This is a genomic window from Streptomyces sp. PSU-S4-23 (assembly GCF_055632315.1).
In genome coordinates, this window is the sequence record NZ_JBVMUU010000002.1 from 100,103 (window position 1) to 117,629 (window position 17,527).

At 70.2% G+C, this 17,527-nt stretch carries 16 protein-coding genes and 2 pseudogenes; 7 read left to right on the forward strand and 11 right to left on the reverse strand.

All coding sequences use genetic code 11. The features are described from left to right. Positions 1–300 precede the first annotated feature (300 nt). The 8 genes from ACZ79I_RS00910 to ACZ79I_RS00945 form a co-directional block, all read right to left on the reverse strand. Positions 301–1,329, reverse strand: coding sequence for an aldo/keto reductase (locus ACZ79I_RS00910; protein ID WP_471493165.1), 1,029 nt, complete (start codon positions 1,327–1,329; stop codon positions 301–303). Continuing rightward, positions 1,326–2,300: a Gfo/Idh/MocA family oxidoreductase gene (locus ACZ79I_RS00915; protein WP_471493166.1), complete on the reverse strand. Its 975-nt coding sequence runs from the start codon at positions 2,298–2,300 to the stop codon at positions 1,326–1,328. The genes ACZ79I_RS00910 and ACZ79I_RS00915 overlap by 4 nt, the downstream gene beginning before the upstream one ends. Then, on the reverse strand, positions 2,293–3,609 hold the full coding sequence (gene ligA, locus ACZ79I_RS00920; RefSeq protein ID WP_471493168.1) for a protocatechuate 4,5-dioxygenase subunit alpha: 1,317 nt from the start codon (positions 3,607–3,609) through the stop codon (positions 2,293–2,295). Before ligA ends, ACZ79I_RS00915 begins: the two co-directional genes overlap by 8 nt. Positions 3,610–3,634: 25 nt before the next feature. Next, a complete protein-coding gene (locus tag ACZ79I_RS00925; protein WP_471493170.1) occupies positions 3,635–4,555 on the reverse strand; it encodes an amidohydrolase family protein in 921 nt (306 codons plus the stop codon). Between the two features lie 2 nt (positions 4,556–4,557). Next, positions 4,558–5,247: a 4-carboxy-4-hydroxy-2-oxoadipate aldolase/oxaloacetate decarboxylase gene (ligK, locus tag ACZ79I_RS00930; RefSeq protein WP_471493171.1), complete on the reverse strand. Its 690-nt coding sequence runs from the start codon at positions 5,245–5,247 to the stop codon at positions 4,558–4,560. A 17-nt stretch (positions 5,248–5,264) separates the two neighbouring features. Further along, positions 5,265–6,290, reverse strand: a complete 1,026-nt coding sequence (locus ACZ79I_RS00935; RefSeq protein ID WP_471493173.1) for an amidohydrolase family protein — start codon at positions 6,288–6,290, stop codon at positions 5,265–5,267. A 26-nt stretch (positions 6,291–6,316) separates the two neighbouring features. Next, positions 6,317–7,528, reverse strand: a complete 1,212-nt coding sequence (locus tag ACZ79I_RS00940) for a 4-hydroxybenzoate 3-monooxygenase (protein ID WP_471493175.1) — start codon at positions 7,526–7,528, stop codon at positions 6,317–6,319. 98 nt (positions 7,529–7,626) lie between these two features. After that, positions 7,627–8,394 (reverse strand): IclR family transcriptional regulator, encoded by a 768-nt coding sequence (locus ACZ79I_RS00945; RefSeq protein ID WP_471493177.1) that lies wholly within the window; start codon positions 8,392–8,394, stop codon positions 7,627–7,629. Positions 8,395–8,469: 75 nt separating this feature from the next. Here ACZ79I_RS00945 and ACZ79I_RS00950 point away from each other — a divergent pair, with 75 nt between their 5' ends. Together ACZ79I_RS00950 and ACZ79I_RS00955 are read left to right on the forward strand one after the other, a co-directional pair. After that, the gene (locus tag ACZ79I_RS00950; RefSeq protein ID WP_471493178.1) at positions 8,470–9,171 is read left to right on the forward strand and encodes a substrate-binding domain-containing protein; all 702 of its coding nucleotides are present in this window, start codon (positions 8,470–8,472) and stop codon (positions 9,169–9,171) included. A 624-nt stretch (positions 9,172–9,795) separates the two neighbouring features. Then, positions 9,796–9,909, forward strand: a pseudogene (locus tag ACZ79I_RS00955) (transposase); the annotation flags it as partial. A gap of 21 nt (positions 9,910–9,930) precedes the next feature. Here the strand turns inward: ACZ79I_RS00955 and ACZ79I_RS00960 are convergent. After that, complete coding sequence (locus ACZ79I_RS00960; protein WP_471493180.1) at positions 9,931–11,079, reverse strand: acyl-CoA dehydrogenase family protein; 1,149 nt, start codon at positions 11,077–11,079, stop codon at positions 9,931–9,933. Positions 11,080–11,244: 165 nt separating this feature from the next. Here ACZ79I_RS00960 and ACZ79I_RS00965 point away from each other — a divergent pair, with 165 nt between their 5' ends. Next, entirely contained in the window at positions 11,245–12,093 is an 849-nt protein-coding gene (locus ACZ79I_RS00965; protein ID WP_471493182.1) for a PaaX family transcriptional regulator, read from the forward strand. A gap of 229 nt (positions 12,094–12,322) precedes the next feature. Here the strand turns inward: ACZ79I_RS00965 and ACZ79I_RS00970 are convergent, their stop codons facing one another. Next, the gene (locus ACZ79I_RS00970) at positions 12,323–13,144 is read right to left on the reverse strand and encodes a GntR family transcriptional regulator (protein WP_471493184.1); all 822 of its coding nucleotides are present in this window, start codon (positions 13,142–13,144) and stop codon (positions 12,323–12,325) included. A gap of 62 nt (positions 13,145–13,206) precedes the next feature. Further along, a pseudogene (locus tag ACZ79I_RS00975) lies at positions 13,207–13,701 on the reverse strand (aldehyde dehydrogenase family protein); the annotation flags it as partial. A 260-nt stretch (positions 13,702–13,961) separates the two neighbouring features. Between ACZ79I_RS00975 and ACZ79I_RS00980 the strand changes: the two are divergent. From ACZ79I_RS00980 to ACZ79I_RS00995, 4 genes are all read left to right on the forward strand, one after another. After that, entirely contained in the window at positions 13,962–14,393 is a 432-nt protein-coding gene (locus tag ACZ79I_RS00980) for a MarR family winged helix-turn-helix transcriptional regulator (protein WP_471504679.1), read from the forward strand. Positions 14,394–15,054: 661 nt separating this feature from the next. Continuing rightward, a complete protein-coding gene (locus ACZ79I_RS00985) occupies positions 15,055–16,152 on the forward strand; it encodes a Rieske 2Fe-2S domain-containing protein (RefSeq protein WP_471493186.1) in 1,098 nt (365 codons plus the stop codon). Further along, on the forward strand, positions 16,149–16,328 hold the full coding sequence (locus tag ACZ79I_RS00990) for a hypothetical protein (protein WP_471493187.1): 180 nt from the start codon (positions 16,149–16,151) through the stop codon (positions 16,326–16,328). Before ACZ79I_RS00985 ends, ACZ79I_RS00990 begins: the two co-directional genes overlap by 4 nt. Continuing rightward, a complete protein-coding gene (locus ACZ79I_RS00995) occupies positions 16,325–17,281 on the forward strand; it encodes a PDR/VanB family oxidoreductase (RefSeq protein ID WP_471493188.1) in 957 nt (318 codons plus the stop codon). Before ACZ79I_RS00990 ends, ACZ79I_RS00995 begins: the two co-directional genes overlap by 4 nt. Positions 17,282–17,527 lie beyond the last annotated feature (246 nt).

Below are 17,527 nucleotides of genomic sequence, written 5' to 3' on the forward strand. Positions count from 1 at the left end.
CTCCTCCCGGGCCCCTGCCACTGTCCGGGGGCCGGTCCCGCCGGTCCGGTCGAGGACGCGGCTGGCGGGTGGTTGGAGACGTCTCTGGACGAGTGGGCCTACGCCCGCCCCCACCGCTCGGAGCAGGAACGACGCGCCGCCTGTGGTGACGTAGTCCTCCAACGTCTCCTGGGTGCAGGACAGCATCACCGGGTCGGACCGGTGGGCGACCTGAGCGAGATCGCCTACTGCTCCGAGGCCCTGCGGATCACGATGGGCGGAGAATTTCCACGCAACCCGTTCGGAACGACAGGCTGAACTTCAGCCCGCTGTTCCACAGCGCTCCGTGTCGATCTCCGCCAGGGTGGTCTCGTTGTAGCGGGCCCCGTGCACGGTCGCGGCGTTCAGCACCTGTCCTGCCGCGTCGAGGGCCTCGCCGGGTATGTCGAGATCGAGGACCGACATGTTCTCCCGTAGGTGATCGACCGACCGGGTGCCCGGGATGACAACGAGGTGCCCGCCACGCGACAGCACCCATGCGAGCGCCAGTTGGGTCAGCGTGCAGCCGGCGTCGCGGGCGATCCCGTCGAGCCGGGTGCGCAGGCCCAGGTTCGCGGGATAGTTCGCCCCGCCGAAGCGCGGCATGTTCCGCCGGATGTCCTTCTCCGCCAGCGACGCGGGGTCGGGCGGCTCGGTCGTGAGAAAGCCGCGGGCCAGCGGGCTGAAAGCCACCAGCGCGACGCCGAGTTCGGCCGCCGCAGCGAGCGTCCCCTGCTCGGGGTTGCGTGACCAGAGGCTGTATTCGTTCTGCAGCGCGGCGATCGGGTGCACGGCGTGGGCCCGGCGCAGCGTCTCGGCGGACGCCTCGGAGAGCCCGAGCGTGCGCACCTTCCCGGTCTCGACGAGCTCGGCCATCGCTCCGATGCTCTCCTCGACCGGGACCTGCCGGTCGACCCGGTGCAGGTAGTAGAGGTCGATGACGTCGGTGCGGAGCCGGGCCAGTGCCTCGTCGGCGGTACGCCGGATGGTCTCGGGCCGGCCGTCGATGACGCGCCGGCCGCCCACGCCGGTCATCCCGCACTTGCTGGCCAGCACGATCCGGTCCCGGTGGCCGGCGAGCACGCGGCCGAGCAGGTCCTCATTGGCGCCGAAGCCGTAGAGGGCGGCGGTGTCGAAGAGCGTGACGCCCTCTTCCAGAGCCGTGAGCAGCAGGTGCTCGGCGTCTTCCGGCGTGGGTGGGACGCCGTAGGCGTGGCTGAGGTTCATGCACCCCAGCCCGACCGCCGGGACCTCGAACGGACCGATCCGGCGCGGCGCGCGGCCCGGGCCCACCATCGGTGCCGTGGTCACGACTTCGAGGCAGCGGCGAGCTGCTCCTCAAGGGCCGCCAGCGTCCGGTAGCAGGGCATCACCTGGGCGATGGAGGCGTTCGGCTCGCGGCCCTCGCGGATGGCGGCGACGAACTCGCGGTCCTGCAGCTCGATGCCGTCCATCGAGACGTCGACATCGCTCACGTCGATCGGCTCGTCCTTGCCGGTGACGAGGTCGTCGTACCGCGCGATGTAGGTGCCGGTGTCGCCGATGTAGCGGAAGAACGTGCCAAGCGGCCCGTCGTTGTTGAACGACAGTGACAGGGTGCAGATGGCGCCGTTCTCCGCGCGCAGCTGGATCGACATGTCCATCGCGATGCCGAGCTCGGGGTGGATCGGTCCCTGGACCGCGTTGGCCTGCACGATCGGTGACCCGGTCTGGTAGGCGAACAGGTCGACGGTGTGCGCGGCGTGGTGCCACAGCAGGTGGTCGGTCCAGGACCGCGGCTGGCCGAGGGCGTTGAGGTTCTTACGGCGGAAGAAGTACGTCTGCACGTCCATCTGCTGGATGCGGTACTCCCCGGCCTGGATCCGCTGCCGTACCCACTGGTGGCTGGGGTTGAAGCGCCGCGTGTGCCCGACCATCGCGACGAGCCCGGTGCGCTCCTGTGCCGCCAGGCACGCCTCGGCGGCGGCCAGGGAGTCGGCCAGCGGGATCTCGACCTGGACGTGCTTGCCCGCCTCCAGGCAGGCCATCGTCTGCGCGGCGTGCATCGGCGTGGGCGTGGCGAGGATGACGGCGTCGACGTCGTCCATCGCCAGCACTTCGTCGAGGCCGGAGACGCCGCGGCCCACACCCTGCTCTTCCGCGAACTTCTGGGCGCTCTCGAGGGTGCTGCTCACGACGGCGGTCACTTCCACGCCGTCGATCCGCTTGAGCGCGGCCGCGTGCTTGGCACCGAACGCGCCGCCCCCGACGAGGGCGATCCGGACGGTCTGTTCGTCAGTCATGGCACTCCTTCGCGGCGGACGCCTCGGCCCGCGGGTGGTTCTCCAGGATGAGGTGGCCGACGGCGGTGTTGGACGCCGGCACATGGTAGAAGCGGTGCTTGACCTCGATCTCACCGGACCCGTCGATGTCGCTCATCGCCCCGCGGGCGATCAGCCACATGACCAGCTCGATGCCCTCCGAGCCCGCCTCCTCGACGTACTCCAGGTGCGGCACCTGCGACAGGCCGGCCGGGTCCTCGATCAGCTTGTCGAGGAAGGCGGCGTCCCACTCGCGGTTGATGAGGCCGGCGCGGGGGCCCTGCAGCTGGTGGCTCATGCCACCGGTACCCCACACCTGGACCTTCAACGGCTTGTCGTAGGACTCGATCGCCTTGCGGAGGGACTGGCCGAGCCTGAAGCACCTGGCGCCCGAGGGCACGGGGTACTGCACCACGTTGACGTGGAACGGGATCACCTTGCACGGCCACTTCTCGACGTCCCCGAACATCAGGGAGAGCGGGACGGTCAGGCCGTGGTCGACGCTCATCTCGTTGACGAGGGTGAGGTCGAAGTCGTCCCTGATGAGCGAGTGCGCGATGTGCGCGGCCAGGTCGGGGTCACCCTCGATGCCCGGGACCGGCCTGGGTCCGTAGCCCTCGTCGGCTGTGGGGTAGGCCGCGCCGGTGCCCAGCACGAAGGACGGGATCAGCGACAGGTCGAACGCCGTCGCGTGGTCGTTGTAGACCAGGAAGATCACGTCCGGGAGGTTCTCCTTCTCCCACTGCTTGGAGAGCTCGTAGCCCTCGAAAACCGGTCTCCAGTAGGGCTCGTCGGTGTTGTGGTGGTCCATTGCCGCGCCGATCGCCGGCACGTGCGAGGTGAAGACCGCGCCGGTGATCGTGGCGTGCTCGGTCGGCGGCGTCGGGTCGTCGTACGCCGCCTCGAGGACGGCGTGGTCGATCCGGTTGCCCGCTATGGAGCGGCCACCGTTGATCATCATGGCGCGGTACTCCTGCTCGGTCATGCCGGTCATCGAGCCCGCCATCTGCTGGAACGACAGCCCCAGCGTCGCGCCCCACTTGGAGAGGAAGTAGATGTTGCCGCCCTCGCGCATCGCGGCGTTGAGGTCGCGGTCGAGCAGCGCCTGCTTCTGCTCCTCCCGCAGTGGCCACTCGTCCATGTAGGCGCGCTCGTCGGCGAGGTAGCGTTCGCGGTTGCCCGCCTTCATCAGCGACATGCAGAACTGGTTGAGGTGGTACCCCTTGGCCGACTGCTCGGCGTCGAAGATGGTCGTTCCCGGGACCAGCTTGTAGGTCTTGTCCAGCGACATGGTGAGCCTCCAATCGTGCGGTGGGTCAGTCGGCGTCCGGCCAGTAGAGGCGCATCGGGTTGTTGACGAGGAGCTTGTGCTGCAGCTCCGGCGTCGGCGCGATGTGCGGGACGAAGTCGACGAGCAGGCCGTCGTCGGGCATGTGGTCGGTCAGGTTCGGGTGCGGCCAGTCGGTGCCCCACAGCACCCGGTCGGGGAACTCCTCGACCACGCGCCGGGCGAACGGAACGACGTCGCGGTAGGCCTGCCGCTCCCCGTCGAGGGCGGGCGGGCCGCTCACCGACAGACGCTCCGGGCAGGTCACCTTGCACCAGATGTCGGGCCTTGCCCGCATGAAGTCGAGGAACGTCTCGAACTCCGGGCCGTGCGGGTCCTTGGTCACATCGGGGCGGCCCATGTGGTCGATGACCAGCGGCACCGGGATGGAGAGGAAGAAGTCGCGCAGATCGGCGAGGTCGGCCGCCTCGAAGTAGATGACGACGTGCCAGCCGTACGGCGTGATCCGCTCGACGACGTCCCACAGGTCCTGCTGCGGCACCGTGTCGACGAGCCGCTTGACGAAGTTGAAGCGCACGCCGCGGACGCCGGCCTCGTGCAGCTCGGCCAGCTCGGCATCCGAGACGCCGGGCCGCACCGTGGCGACGCCCCGGGCCAGGCCCCCCGAGGCCCGCAGGGCGTCGACCATGGCTCTGTTGTCGGCGCCGTGGCAGGTCGCCTGGACCACGACGTTGCGGGCGAAGCCCAGATGGTCGCGCAGCTCGAAGAGCCGGCCCTTCGACGCGTCGCAGGGGGTGTACTTCCGCTCGGGGGCGAACGGGAACTCCGCCCCCGGGCCGAAGACGTGGCAGTGCGCGTCGACGGCGCCCTCAGGCGGCCGGAACTGCGGCCGGCTCGGACCGGCGTACCAGTCCAGCCAGCCGGGGGTCTTCTCGAAGATCGCTGTCATCCTCAGTCCTCGTAACGCAGCCCGAGCTCGGCCAGCGGGCCGCGCATGCCGTACATGTCCAGGCCGAGCTCGCCCGCGCGGAACCGCGCACGCTTGCCCTCCTCGCTGGCCTCGCGCCTGGCCGACACCTCGGCGACCTCTGCGGCCCGCTCGCGCGGCACCACGACGACACCGTCGAAGTCCGCCACGACCACGTCGCCGGGCCGGACCAGGGCGTTGCCGCAGACCACCGGCACGTTGACCGAGCCGAGCGTGGCCTTGACCGTGCCCTTGGCGTTGATCGCCCGTGAGAAGACCGGGAAGTCCATCCCCTCCAGGTCGGCCACGTCGCGCACGCCACCGTCGATGACCAGGCCCTTGCATCCCCGGGCGCGGAACGAGGTGGCGAGCAGCTCGCCGAAGAAGCCGTCCTCGCTCTCGGTCGTGCACGCCGCGACCACGACGTCGCCTTCCCGGATCTGCTCGGCGACGACGTGGAGCATCCAGTTGTCGCCGGGCTGCAGCAGAACGGTCACGGCCGTACCGCACAGGCGGGCCTTCGGGTAGACCGGGCGCAGGTACGGGCGCATCAGCCCCACCCGGCCCATGGCCTCGTGGATCGTCGCCACGCCGAACGCCGACAGCGCCGCGACCGCGTCGGCGTCGGCGCGGGTGATCGACGTGTGTACGACGCCGACCTCGGTGTGCTCCATGCCTTCTTCTCCTGGGGTCAGCGGCCGGCCGCGGCGAGGCGGGCGGCGAGTCGGGGGTAGACGCGCAGGGCGTTGCCGCTGTAGACAGCGGCCCGCTCCTCACCGGAGAGGTTCGGGGTGGCCTCGACGTACCGCTTCGTGTCGTCGAAGTGGTGACCGGTGCGCGGGTCGATGTCACGGACCGCGCCAATCATCTCGCTGGCGAAGAGGACGGCCCGGCTGGGGATCACCTGGGTGAGCAGGTCGATCCCGGGCTGGTGGTAGACGCAGGTGTCGAAGAAGACGTTGTCCAGCAGCGTCTCGGGGTCCGGCTTGCCCAGCGCCATCGCGAGTCCGCGGAACCGGCCCCAGTGGTAGGGCACCGCACCGCCGCCGTGCGGGATCACGAAGCGCAGTGTCGGGAAGTCGGCGAACAGGTCGCCCTGGATCAGCTGCATGAACGCCGTGCTGTCGGCGTTGAGGTAGTGGGCGCCGGTGGTGTGGAACGCCGGGTTGCACGACGTACTGACGTGGATCATGGCGGGGATGTCGTAACCGACCATCGCCTCGTAGATCGGATACCAGCTGCGGTCGGTCAGCGGCGGAGCGGTCCACTTGCCGCCCGACGGGTCGGGGTTGATGTTGATCGTCACCGCGCCGAGCTCCTCGACCGCGCGGCGCAGCTCGGGGAGGCAGGTCGCGGGATCGACGCCCGGCGACTGCGGCAGCATCGCGCCCATCGCGAACCGGTCGGGGTAGAGCCTGTTCACGCGGTGGACCAGGTCGTTGCAGATCCGCGCCCAGACCGAGGAGACTTGGAAGTCGCCGATGTGGTGGGCCATGAAGCTGGCCCGCGGCGAGAAGATCGTCAGGTCGCTGCCGCGCTCGTCCATGAGCCGCAGCTGGTTGCTCTCGATCGCCCGGCGCAGGTCGTCGTCGGTGATGACCAGATCGTCGGGGTCGGGCGCGCTGCCGGGGTTGCCGACCGCCGCCACCTGCCGGTCCCGCCACTCCGCCAGCTGTGGCGGCGCGGTGGTGAAGTGACCGTGACAGTCGATGATCATGCGTTCTCTCCTGCTGGTCGGTGGGGTCAGTCCTGGGTGCTGGTGGGCCAGCCGGTGTACTGCTCGGCGAGGTAGGTGCGGCCGGCGCGCGTGCCCACCACGTTGTCGAGCTCGCCGAGCTGGCGCCGGAGGTCGAACGGGGTGCTGCCCGGCGCGGTGTGCAGCAGCTGGGTCATCCAGTAGGAGAAGTTCTGTGCCCGCCAGACCCGCTGCAGGGCGCGCGGCTGGTAGTCGTCCAACGCGGCCTCACCCTCGCTGCCCAGCGCCCGCAGCAGGACATCGGCGAGCACCTTCACGTCGTGGAACGCGAGGTTGAGCCCGCGGGCGCCGGTCGGTGGCACGGTGTGCGCGGCGTCGCCCGCGAGTGCCATCGAGCCCCAGCGCATCGGCTCCTGCACGAACGACCGGAACCGCAGCACCGTCTTCTCGGAGATCGGCCCCTCCTTGAGCCGGAAGCCGTCCTCGCCGGCCACCCGGGCCTGGAGCGTCTCCCAGATGCGGTCGTCCGGCCAGGCGTCGACGGCCTCGTCGGGGTCGCACTGGAAGTACATCCGCTGCACGGTCTCGGTGCGCTGGCTGATCAGCGCGAACCCGTGCTCGGAGTGGGCGTAGACCAGCTCGGGCGCGCTCATCGGCGCCTCGGTCATGATGCCGAACCAGGCGAAGGGATACTCCTTGAAGTAGCGCACCCGCCGGTCCTCGGGCACCAGATCGCGGCACATGCTGCGCGACCCGTCCGCACCGGCCACGTAGCGCGCCCGGATCTCGTGGCGCGTCCCGTCGGGCGCGGTGTAGCGGACCCGGGGGTTGTCGGTCGTGATGTCCAGGACCTCGGTGTCCTTGATGCCGAAGTACACCGTGCCGCCGTCGCGTTCCCGGGCGTCGGCCAGGTCGATGAACACGTCGGTCTGCGGGTAGAGCCACACCGACTCGCCCACCAGCTCCTTGAAGTGGATGCGGTGGGGCCGCCCGCCGAATCGGAGCTCGACGCCCTCGTGCTCATAGCCGTCGCGCAGGATCCGGTCGGAGACTCCGGTCTCGATCAGGTCCCGGGCCGCGTCGGCCTCGAGGATGCCGGCCCGCTGCGTGGTCTCGATCTCGTACCGGGTGCGGGTGTCGATCGCGATCGTCTCGACCCCGGCGCGGCCGAGAAGGTGCGCCAGCATCAGACCGGCCGGGCCGGCCCCGACGATGACTACTGGAACGGATGTGACGGTGTCGACGGCGGCATCGGCCATGGCATCTCCCGAGTGGCTGCGAGGTTCTCGAACACGCCGAACGCTCGCACCCGGGACCGCGGCCAATCAGCAGCGTTTTCACCAGGCGGAAAGCCTGCTCAGACAAACGGGCGGGCACGCCTGCCGAGCTCATCGGAGATCCCGTGAGCAGCCCTCAGAAGTGGCTCGCGCAGCCCGAGCGCACGGCTCGCGCTGCGCGCCGCGATGACGATCCCCAAAGCAGCGCTGACGGGCCCGGTCCGGCCGATCCGTACAGGTGCGGCCACCGCGACCGTGCTTTCTGAGAGCTGCCTGTCACTGACGAAGACCTGCTCGCGGCGAATACGATCCAACTGTGCGCGCAACGTCTTCGGGTCGGTGACGGTGTGCGAGGTCCAGGCTCGCAGCGGCGATTCAAGGACCGCCTCCTGGATGTCCCGGGGTGCATGCGCCAACAGCACTCGGCCCATCCCGGTGGAGCCGATGGGGAACCGGGACCCGACCATCGTCACCAGTTCCACCGAGCGGTGCCCGGCGATCCGTTCGACGAAGACAAGCTCGGTACCCTCGCGCACCGCGAGCTGAATGTTCTCGTGGGTCGCCTCGTAGAGATCCTGCATGAACGGCAGAGCCACATCGCGCAGGATCTGGGTGCGGGGGCATCCTGAGGCAATCTCCCACAGCCGCAGCCCGACATGCCACGCCCCGTCCTCCCCGCGCTCAAGCGCTCCCCACCCTGCCAGTTCCCTGACCACCCGGTACGTGGTGCTCACGGCCAAGCCTGTGCGCTGAGCGATCTCCGACAGTGTTTGCGTCTGGTGCTCGCGATCGAATGTCGAGAGGACCTTCAGGACTTTTCCAGCCGCCGTGCTCCGGGTTGTGCTCACGTGCTCAGTCTCGCAGACCGGCATTGGGGCTGCCCGGCCGCGCACCGTACCATCGGCCGGGTACAAGGAGGCAACGTGGACCGACAGATCTGTGGGCTGTCCTCGATGGCGACGCGGCTGATTCTGGCCGAACTTTCCGACCACATCCGACTCGCTCACGGGATTCCGGTGCGCTTCGAGTCAGCCGGTGGGGTCGAGATCGCGCGGCGGGTGCGCGAGGGTGCTGAGGCCGATTTGCTCGTGCTTGCCGACGGCGCACTGGCCGAGCTGGAGAGCGAAGGACACCTTCTCAGCAGCACGGTGCGCCCGCTATGGGTCTCCCAGGTCGTTGCCGCCGTGCCGACAGGATCACCGGTTCCGGCCCTCGACTCGGAGTCCGGCCTCCGAGCCGCTCTACTGGCTGCGAAGAGGATCGCCTACTCCACCGGACCCAGCGGTACGGCCCTCGTCGATCTGATCACCCGGCTGCATCTCGCCGACACGCTCCGAAGCCGGCTTGTCCAAGCTCGACCGGGGGTGCCTGTCGGCAGCCTGCTCGCGTCCGGTGAGGCCGACCTGGCTTTTCAACAGCACAGCGAACTGATGGACCTACCCGGCGTTGTCATCGTCGGCCCGCTGCCGGGCACCACCGCGATCAGCTCGACGTTCAGCGGAGGCGTACTGGCTTCTTCGACCCAGCCACGCCGTGCCTCCGAAGTTCTCAGTGTTCTCGGCTCCGACACAGCGTCGAAGACCGCCCGCGCCATGGGCATGCGGCCTCCTGGGGCTCAGGACTGACTCCGCATCGACGTCGGCCTGGTCGGCCTCACGACCTGGTCCGGCACGGGTGTCGGCGAGGTCCTCCACGCCACGCCCTCTCCGGGGCGTGGGGCATCGGCCCGGGTCGACCAGCGGTCTGGCGGGGCCGGCGATCCACACCCCGCGCTGAGGCTGGTGGCCTGCGCCGGCGGTGATCGTCCTGCTCGGGCGCAGCGCCCGGAGCCGGCCGGCACGCCGTGCATGCATCGGAGGTACTCCTGCACGGGCGACGCAACGCTCTTGGCCCGCGCGGAGATACGCGGTCGGCCTCTGCTTGTCGTCCAGTTCCCGGGCGCGCAGGGCGCGAAGCGCGCCAGGACCGGCCGATACGGCGTAGCGCCAGCCGGCCCGGAGTCCCATCTCATGGAGACGGCCGCCCACCTGTCCCGTCTCGGTCCGCCCGAGGGTGTTCACCGAGCACCTGGGCCGGTTCCCGTCGACCGCCGCTGACCGGACCCGAACCATGCCGTCCGGCCGCACGCGGACCGGGGCCTCCTCCGACAGCGTCCCGGCTGGTGGCCGAGCCGGGCGCGCGGCAAGGCCGAGGTACGGCGGGGAAGCCGGCGAGGAGCCCAGCGCGGCTCGGAGTACTCACCGATCACAAGGAACCGCGGCGTCGAGGACGTCCTCGTGCTCGTGCGCGACGGGCTGAAGGGCCTCCCCGACGCGGTCGAGGCCATCCGGCCCCGCGTTGTCGTGCGGACCTGGATCGTCCACTGGTGCGCTTCGGGATGTGCGTCAACGCAGCAGCGACTTGCCGATGATCTCCTTCATGATCTCGGTGGTGCCGGCGAACAAGGTGCTGGCGCGGCTGTCCACGAAGTCCCTGGCGATCGGGTACTCCGTCATGTAGCCGTATCCGCCGTGCAGTTGCAGACACCGGGAGACGAGCTGCTGCTGGCGCTCGGTGACCCACCACTTGGCCATCGCCGCGTCGGTGACCGTCAGGCGGCCGGCGACCAGTTCGCCCACGCAGCGGTCCGTGAAGGTCTGGGCGATCTCCGTCTCGGTCGCCAGCTCGGCCAGGGTGAACCGGGTCGCCTGAAGCTCGGACAGCGGGCGTCCGAAGACGATCCGGTTCCGGGTGTAGGCGATCGTGTCGTCCAGGACCCGCCGCATGGTGGCGGCCGCGGTCACGGTGACGCTGACGCGCTCCCGCGGCAGGTTCCGCTTCAGATACTCCATGCCCCGCCCCTCCTCTCCGAGCAGGTTCGCGGCGGGTACGGGCACATCGGTGAAGGACAGTTCGGCGGTGTCCTGAGCGGCCAGGCCGAGTTTGTGGAGCTTGCGGCCACGCTCGAAGCCGGGCATGCCCCGCTCCACCACGAAGAGGCTGAGCCCCTCCTGTCCGTCGTCGGCATCCGTACGGGCGACCACGATCACCAGGTCGGCGAGCATGCCGTTGCTGATGAAGGTCTTCGCGCCGTTCAGCAGGTAACCGTCCGCACGTCGTTCGGCCCGTGTGCGTATCCCGCGCAGATCACTGCCGGCGGCGGGCTCAGTCATGGCGATGGCCGCGACCAGGCTGCCGTCGGCGAGCCCCGGCATCCAGCGCGCCTTCTGCTCGGGGGTGGCGAGTTCCCGGAAGTAGGGGGCGATCAGGTCGGTGAAGCCGTTGATGTTCATGGAGACCGAGGTGGCACCCGCGCGGCACAGCTCCTCGATGAGAACCGCGTTGTAGCGGAAGTCGTCCACGCCGCTGCCGCCGTACTCCTCCTCCACACCCAGCCCGAGCAGTCCGGCGACGCCCGCGACCCGGTACAGCGACCGGTCGACTTCGCCCGCAGCCTCCCAGGAGGCAAGGTGCGGAGTGACCTCCTTGGCGACGAAAGCCCGGGCCATGGCCCGGAAGTCCTCGTGGTCGGTGTCGTAAAGCTCGCGCTTCATAGCGAACGTCTCCTCGATCTTGCGTCAGGCACTGCGCCCGAGGGCGCCCAGAATATGTCGGATCACGAGCGAGCGGAATCCATCCGACATAACATGGGGGGTGTGGGGTCCGCGAGAATGGGGACGCGAAGTCCGGAGGACGAGAGGCGAGGGATGAGACCGCGTGTGGACCTGCCGCAAGACGAGGCGAAGAACAGCACACAACTGCTGATCCTGGCCGTCTACGGGCACTACTCACGGCTGCTGCGGGGCTGGTCCCCCGTGGCCGACCTGATCACTCTCATGGAGCGGCTGGGCGTACCGGCCCAGGCGACGCGCTCGGCCGTGACCCGGATGACCCGCCGCGACCTGCTCGTACCGCAGCGACGCGGCACGGTCCGCGGCTATGCCGCGACCGCCAAGGCCCAGCTCGTCTTCGAGGAGGGCGACGAGGTCGTCTACGCCCCTCTGAAACCGGCCCGGCTGGAGGACGGCTGGGTGATCGTCTCCTTCTCGGTCCCGGAAGCCGAGCGGGAGAAGCGGTACACCTTGCGCAAACGACTCGTCTGGCTCGGCATGGGCCAGCTAGACAACGGACTGTGGATCGCTCCCGCCCGTATCCTCCCCACTGTTCTGAAGTGGGTGCGCAGGCTCGGCCTGGAACAGTACGTCGACGCCTTCACCGCACAGCACGAAGGTCTAGGCGACACCACCACGCTGGTCCGCCGCGCGTGGAACCTCGAAGAACTCGCCGCCTCGTACGACAAGTACCTGCGCTCGTGGTCCCCGGTGCTGACCGCCGTCAGAGAGTCGGACGGTGTCTCCGAACCCGGCGACGCCTTCGCCGTCTACACCCTGGCCCTCGAGCAGTGGATGCGCTTCCCCTACCTGGACCCGGGCCTGCCGACCCAACTACTGCCGGCGGGCTGGCACGGCGAGGCCGCCCAGGAACTCGCCCATGAGCTCAGAGAGCTCCTCGAGACCACGGCCTTCGAGTACGTCGCCTCCATAGTCGGAGACCCTGCCGAGCGCTGACGCGCCGGTGCGGCGTGAAGGGGCTCGGCGAGATCGTGCATGTCGGCGGTGTTTCCGCCATCACCCACGCGGTGCTCAGCGCCACCGGCCGCCGGGTCCGCAAACTGCCCACCACGGCGTCGACGGGCACAGTCTCCGCCAGCCGGACGGGCGACGTCCGTCGGTGGTGGGGTGAGGCCGGGAGTGGGCCGGCCGTGCTCCGTCGCGCCCGGTCGTCGTCGTGAGGGGATCAGGTCTGGCACAGGCCATCCACGACGCTCTGGAGGTGTGCACGTGCGGTTTCGGCGGCGAGGTCGGGGTCACGGGCGCAGACGGCGTCGATGATGGCCAGGTGTTCGGACAGGGACCCCTGTGGCCGGCCCGGGCTCATGGCAAGCCGAAACCAGTGCCGCACGCCCTGACCGCGCAGTCGCTCAAGTAGCTGAACGGCTGTGTGCTGCCCGCCGATCTCGCCCACCCGGCGGTGCAGGTGCTGGTCGAGGTCCCAGTAACCAGCCACGTTCCAGCCTGCCACGGCCTCGCACATGGCTTCTGCGACCTCACGTAGTTCCGCCGTCTCGCTGCGGGTGACCCGCTGGGCGGCCCTGCCGGCGCACAGCGCTTCGAGCGTCATCCGGACCTCGGTGATCTCGATCGCCTCGTGCAGCGACACCATCCGCACCCGCGCCCCGCGGTTCTGAACCCTTTCCACCAGGCCCTCGTTGGCGAGTCCGATCAGGGCGGCACGGACGGAACCCCGGCTGGCGGCGAATCGGGCGCACAGATCCGCTTCGACCAGCCGCTGGTTCGGTGCGAACTCGCCCAGGACGATCCCGTCGCGGATGGCGGTCACGACCGGCCGCCCTGTCACGGCGTTCTCCTCACGACACGCTCCAGTACTGGTCATGGTGTACCCGATGGTGACGACCTGGTCCGGCCGCACCTGGAGGGAGGAATCGGCGCCGAACAGGATGTCCGGGTCGACCGTGGCGAGGGACAGGGTCTCGCGCTCGTTGGCGCTGTAGCCGGTGAACAGCGAAAGCCCGACCGGGTTGTCGTCGGCACCGAGCACAGTGTCGTACCTCGTCGGGCCGGGGTTCGGCGAGGGCGACCTCGGTCAGGGAGAAGCCGGCGCCCGAAGGGCATCGCCGGGTCGAGCATGGCCCAGTCGTTGACCCAGACGATGCCGGCCTGCAGCCGGCCGGCCACCCGGTGGGCGCGGGCCAGGTCCCGCGTGCACAGGCCCGAGGCCAGCCCGTACGGGGTGCTGTTGGCCAGCGCCACCGCCTCGTCCTCCGTGTCGAACGGCTGCACCGTCAGCACCGGGCCGAAGACCTCCTCCTGCACGGTGCGGGAGTCATTGCCGAGGTCGGCGATGGCGGTCGGCCGGTAGTAGTAGCCGCCGTCGAGGTCGAGGCGCTCGCCACCGGTGACGATCCGGCCGCCGTCCTCGCGTGCGAGGGCCACGTACTTCTCGACGTTCTCCAGGTGGCGTTCGGCCGCCATCGGGCCGACGACCGTCGCCGGGTCGAAAGGATCCCCGACCGGGATGCCCGCGACCGCCCCGGCGAGAATGCCGAGGACGGGGTCGTACCGCGAGCGGTGGACGAGCAGGCGCGGCCCGCCCATTGCGACCGGTCGGCGGTGGAGACCCTGCGCTCCGCGGATTCGGACATGCCTGCTCGCCTTCCCGGTGCGGTCACACTCCGCACTGCGCTGAACCATGGATCGCACCGCGCGATCAACAGGTTTCCTGATGATTGCGCCACCTTCGCCAGGAAGGCAAGAGGCTGGGCATAATCAGGAAGCCTTATCGTCCAGGAGCGGAGAACCACGTGACGCGCACAGCAGGCACCGGCGGCGGGGAGGGTCCCGCCGTACGGGCGGAGGTGCAGCGACCCTCCCTGCTGTACGCCATCAAGCAGGTGGAACTGGCGGCCCGCGCGCTCATCGACGAACTGGTCAAACCCGCCGGCATCACCGCACTGCAGTACACCGCGCTGACGGTACTGCGCCGCCGCGACGGACTGAGCTCCGCGCAGCTGGCCCGCAACTCCTTCGTCACCGCACAGTCGATGGCGGACATGGTCACCGCACTGGAGCGACGCGGCCTGATCACCCGCCGCCGCGATCCGGCCAACCGGCGTGTGCTGCTGATCAGCCTCACCGACACCGGACGGGAACTGCTGGCCACCTACGACGAGGCCGTGAACCGCCTGGAGGAACGCATGCTGGCCGGCCTGGCCCCCCGGGAGCGGCGGGCACTGGAGGACTACCTCGACCGCTGCCGAACCGCCCTGTCCGACCGGCCGGCCCACTGACGGAGCGACAGTTCGGTCACCGCCGCCGGACGGACGTCGTGGCACCGTCGACCGACACTCCACGGAACGGGTTCGCCGCACGCCCGACACTACGGAACGGCACCCGGGCGACCAGAGCAGCCCCGCCCAGCGACGCCAGGCGGAAGACTGCGCGACCGCGCCCACACAGATCAATCCCGTGCACGGAGGCAACCCCGCCCGATCAGGGACTGGAGCCCGGCGGCGCCGACCAGGACATGCAGACCGGAGCCGCGGCAAGCCCGGAATCCGGTCGTGCCCCGCCGAGCGGCGCAAACGCGGGCAGCGCACACCGTCAGCCGGCGCAGCAGGCGCGGTCGCTGACTCACCACCGCCTCATCGCAGTGGTCTCCCGGCCGACCTCGACACGTTCAAGGACGCCACACAAACACGACAGCTCCGCGAGACGGGTGCGTTCGTCACAGCCGTCTGCGGCCGGCTCGGGTGTAACCCGTGCCGTAGCGCCACTCCGCCGTCCGTGCGCTGAGCACCGACAGGCAGACCGGCTCTCCGACCAGCCCCTTCACCCGAGCCCTTCCGCCTGGCGGAAGCAGCCTTGCCGAGCGACCGAGAACGTCAGGACCCTGATTCCCACCACGGCACGCGGGGCGACGACGCCCCGCTCTCAGGGACGGGAACCCCCATGCCTCACATCACCGCCTTCGCCAGGAACCAGTGGTATGTCGCCGCCTACGGACGCGAGGTCGGACGCGAGTTGCTCGGCCGCACGATCCTCGGCGAGCCCATCGCCTTCTACCGCACCGAGGAGTCCGGGGAGGTGGTGGCGCTCGCCGACCGCTGCGTGCATCGCCGGTACCCGCTGTCCGCCAGCCGCGTGGACGGGGACAAGGTGGTCTGCGGCTACCACGGCTTCACCTACGACACCAGCGGCACCTGCGTGTACGTCCCCGGCCAGAAGCGCATCCCGCGCACCGCGCGCGTGTCGGCCTACCCGGTGGTGGAACAGGACTCCTTCGTGTGGGTGTGGATCGGCGACCCGGCGCTCGCCGACCCCGCCTCGATCCCGCGCGCCCGCCACCTGGCCGACCCGCGGATGACGACGGTCGGCGGGATGGAGCCGATCGACTGCGCCTACGGCCTGCTCGTGGACAACCTGCTGGACCTGTCGCACGAGACCTATCTGCACGGCGGCTACATCGGCACCCCCGAGGTGGCCGAGACGCCGATCACCACGGAGGTGGACGAGGGCGCGGGCGTGGTGCGGGTCAGCCGCCGCATGGACGACGCGGCCTGCCCGCCCTTCTACGCCCGCTCCACCGGCATCCAGGGCCGCATCACCCGCTGGCAGGACATCGAGTACCACGCCCCCTGCCTGTACCTGCTGCACAGCCGTGTCGCCCCGGTCGGGGTCCTGCCGCACCCCGACGGCACCGACCCGGACGCCTTCCACGTCGAGATCACCTACGCCATCACCCCGTCGACGGACAACAGCGTGTACGACTTCTGGTGCGTCTCCCGGGACTTCGCACAGGACGACGACGACATCACCACCTTCCTGCACGACTTCAACCGGACCGTCGTCCTGCAGGACGTCGACGCCCTCAACCTGCTGCAGAAGACGCTCGACACCGAACCCGACGACTACCAGGAGCTCAGCATCAACATCGACACCGGCGGACTCGCGGCACGCCGTGTCCTGGCCAGGATGGCGGCCGAGGGCGCACAGGGTGCCACCGGTGTCGCCGCCACCGACCCGCCCGCCCCGGCCGCGGTGCGATGAGCGGCCCCGCCACGGACGAGGTCTACCGCGTCCACTGGCTCCCCGGCACCGACCTGCTGCGCGGCGTGTGCCACTGCGGGGCGGAGACCACCGCCGAGGACCCGGTGACGCTGTGGGAGTGGCTGCTGGCCCACCCACGCGGACACGACGGACCCGAGGACGAGGAGCACTGGTGACCCACCTGTACGAGAGCGAACTGCTCGTCGCCGCCCGGGCCGAGGAGGCGGCCGGCGTGGTCTCGCTGACCCTGCGCCGGCCGGACGGCGGCGACCTCCCGGCATGGCGGCCCGGCGCGCACATCGATCTGCTGCCCGACGGCGGACCGGTCCGCTCGTACTCGCTGTGCGGCGACCCCGCCGACCGCTCCTCCTGGCGGATCGCCGTGCTGCGCGAGCCGGACGGGCGCGGCGGCTCGGCGTACGTCCACGACAAGGTGGCCGAGGGCAGCACGGTGGGCGTCCGGGGCCCGCGCAACCACTTCCCGCTGGTCCCGGCCGCGCGCTACCTGTTCGTCGCGGGCGGCATCGGCATCACCCCGCTGCTGCCGATGACCGCCGCCGCCGAGGCCGACGGGGCGCGGTGGAGCCTGCTGTACGGCGGACGCACCCGCGCGTCCATGGCGTTCGCCGAAAAGCTGACCGCGGCGTACGGCGACCGGGTGCGGATCGTGCCACAGGACGAGTGCGGGCTGCTGGACCTGGACTCCTACCTGGGCGACCCGGCGCCGGACACGCTGGTGTACTGCTGCGGGCCGGAGCCCCTGCTGCGGGCCGTCGAGGAGCGGTGCGCCGCGCACTGGCCGGCCGGCGCCCTGCACGTCGAGCGGTTCAGGGCCGCGGAGAGCGAACAGGACCATACCGCCGCGAAGTTCGAAGTGGAGCTGCGCCGCTCCGGGCTGACGCTGACGGTCCCTCGGGGCCGCAGCATCCTCCAGGCGGTGCTGGACGCCGGCGTCGAGGTCCTGTACTCCTGCACCGAGGGCACCTGCGGCACCTGCGAGACCGACATCCTGGAGGGTGAGGCGGACCACCGCGACTCGGTCCTGACACCGCAGGAGCGCGCGGCCGACGAGACGATGATGATCTGCGTCTCCCGCTGCCGCGGCCCCCGGCTGGTCCTCGACCTCTGACGCGGTGCGGACAGGGGACCAGAGCCTTCAGCGGGACGTCCGACGGGCCGTCGACTGGACCTGGGCCCGGACGGCGATCGTGTCGACAGCAGGTGCAGGCCGGTCTCACCGGCCAGCAGGGCGAGCGCGATGCTGGCCGCCCGCCCAGCTCGAGCCCTGCGGCTGCTTCCCCGCCGCGGCGGTGCCGACGCCGCCCTCATCGAGGTCCAGCCGGATCGGTGCCCGGCCCGCCGGGCCGCTGGGTCC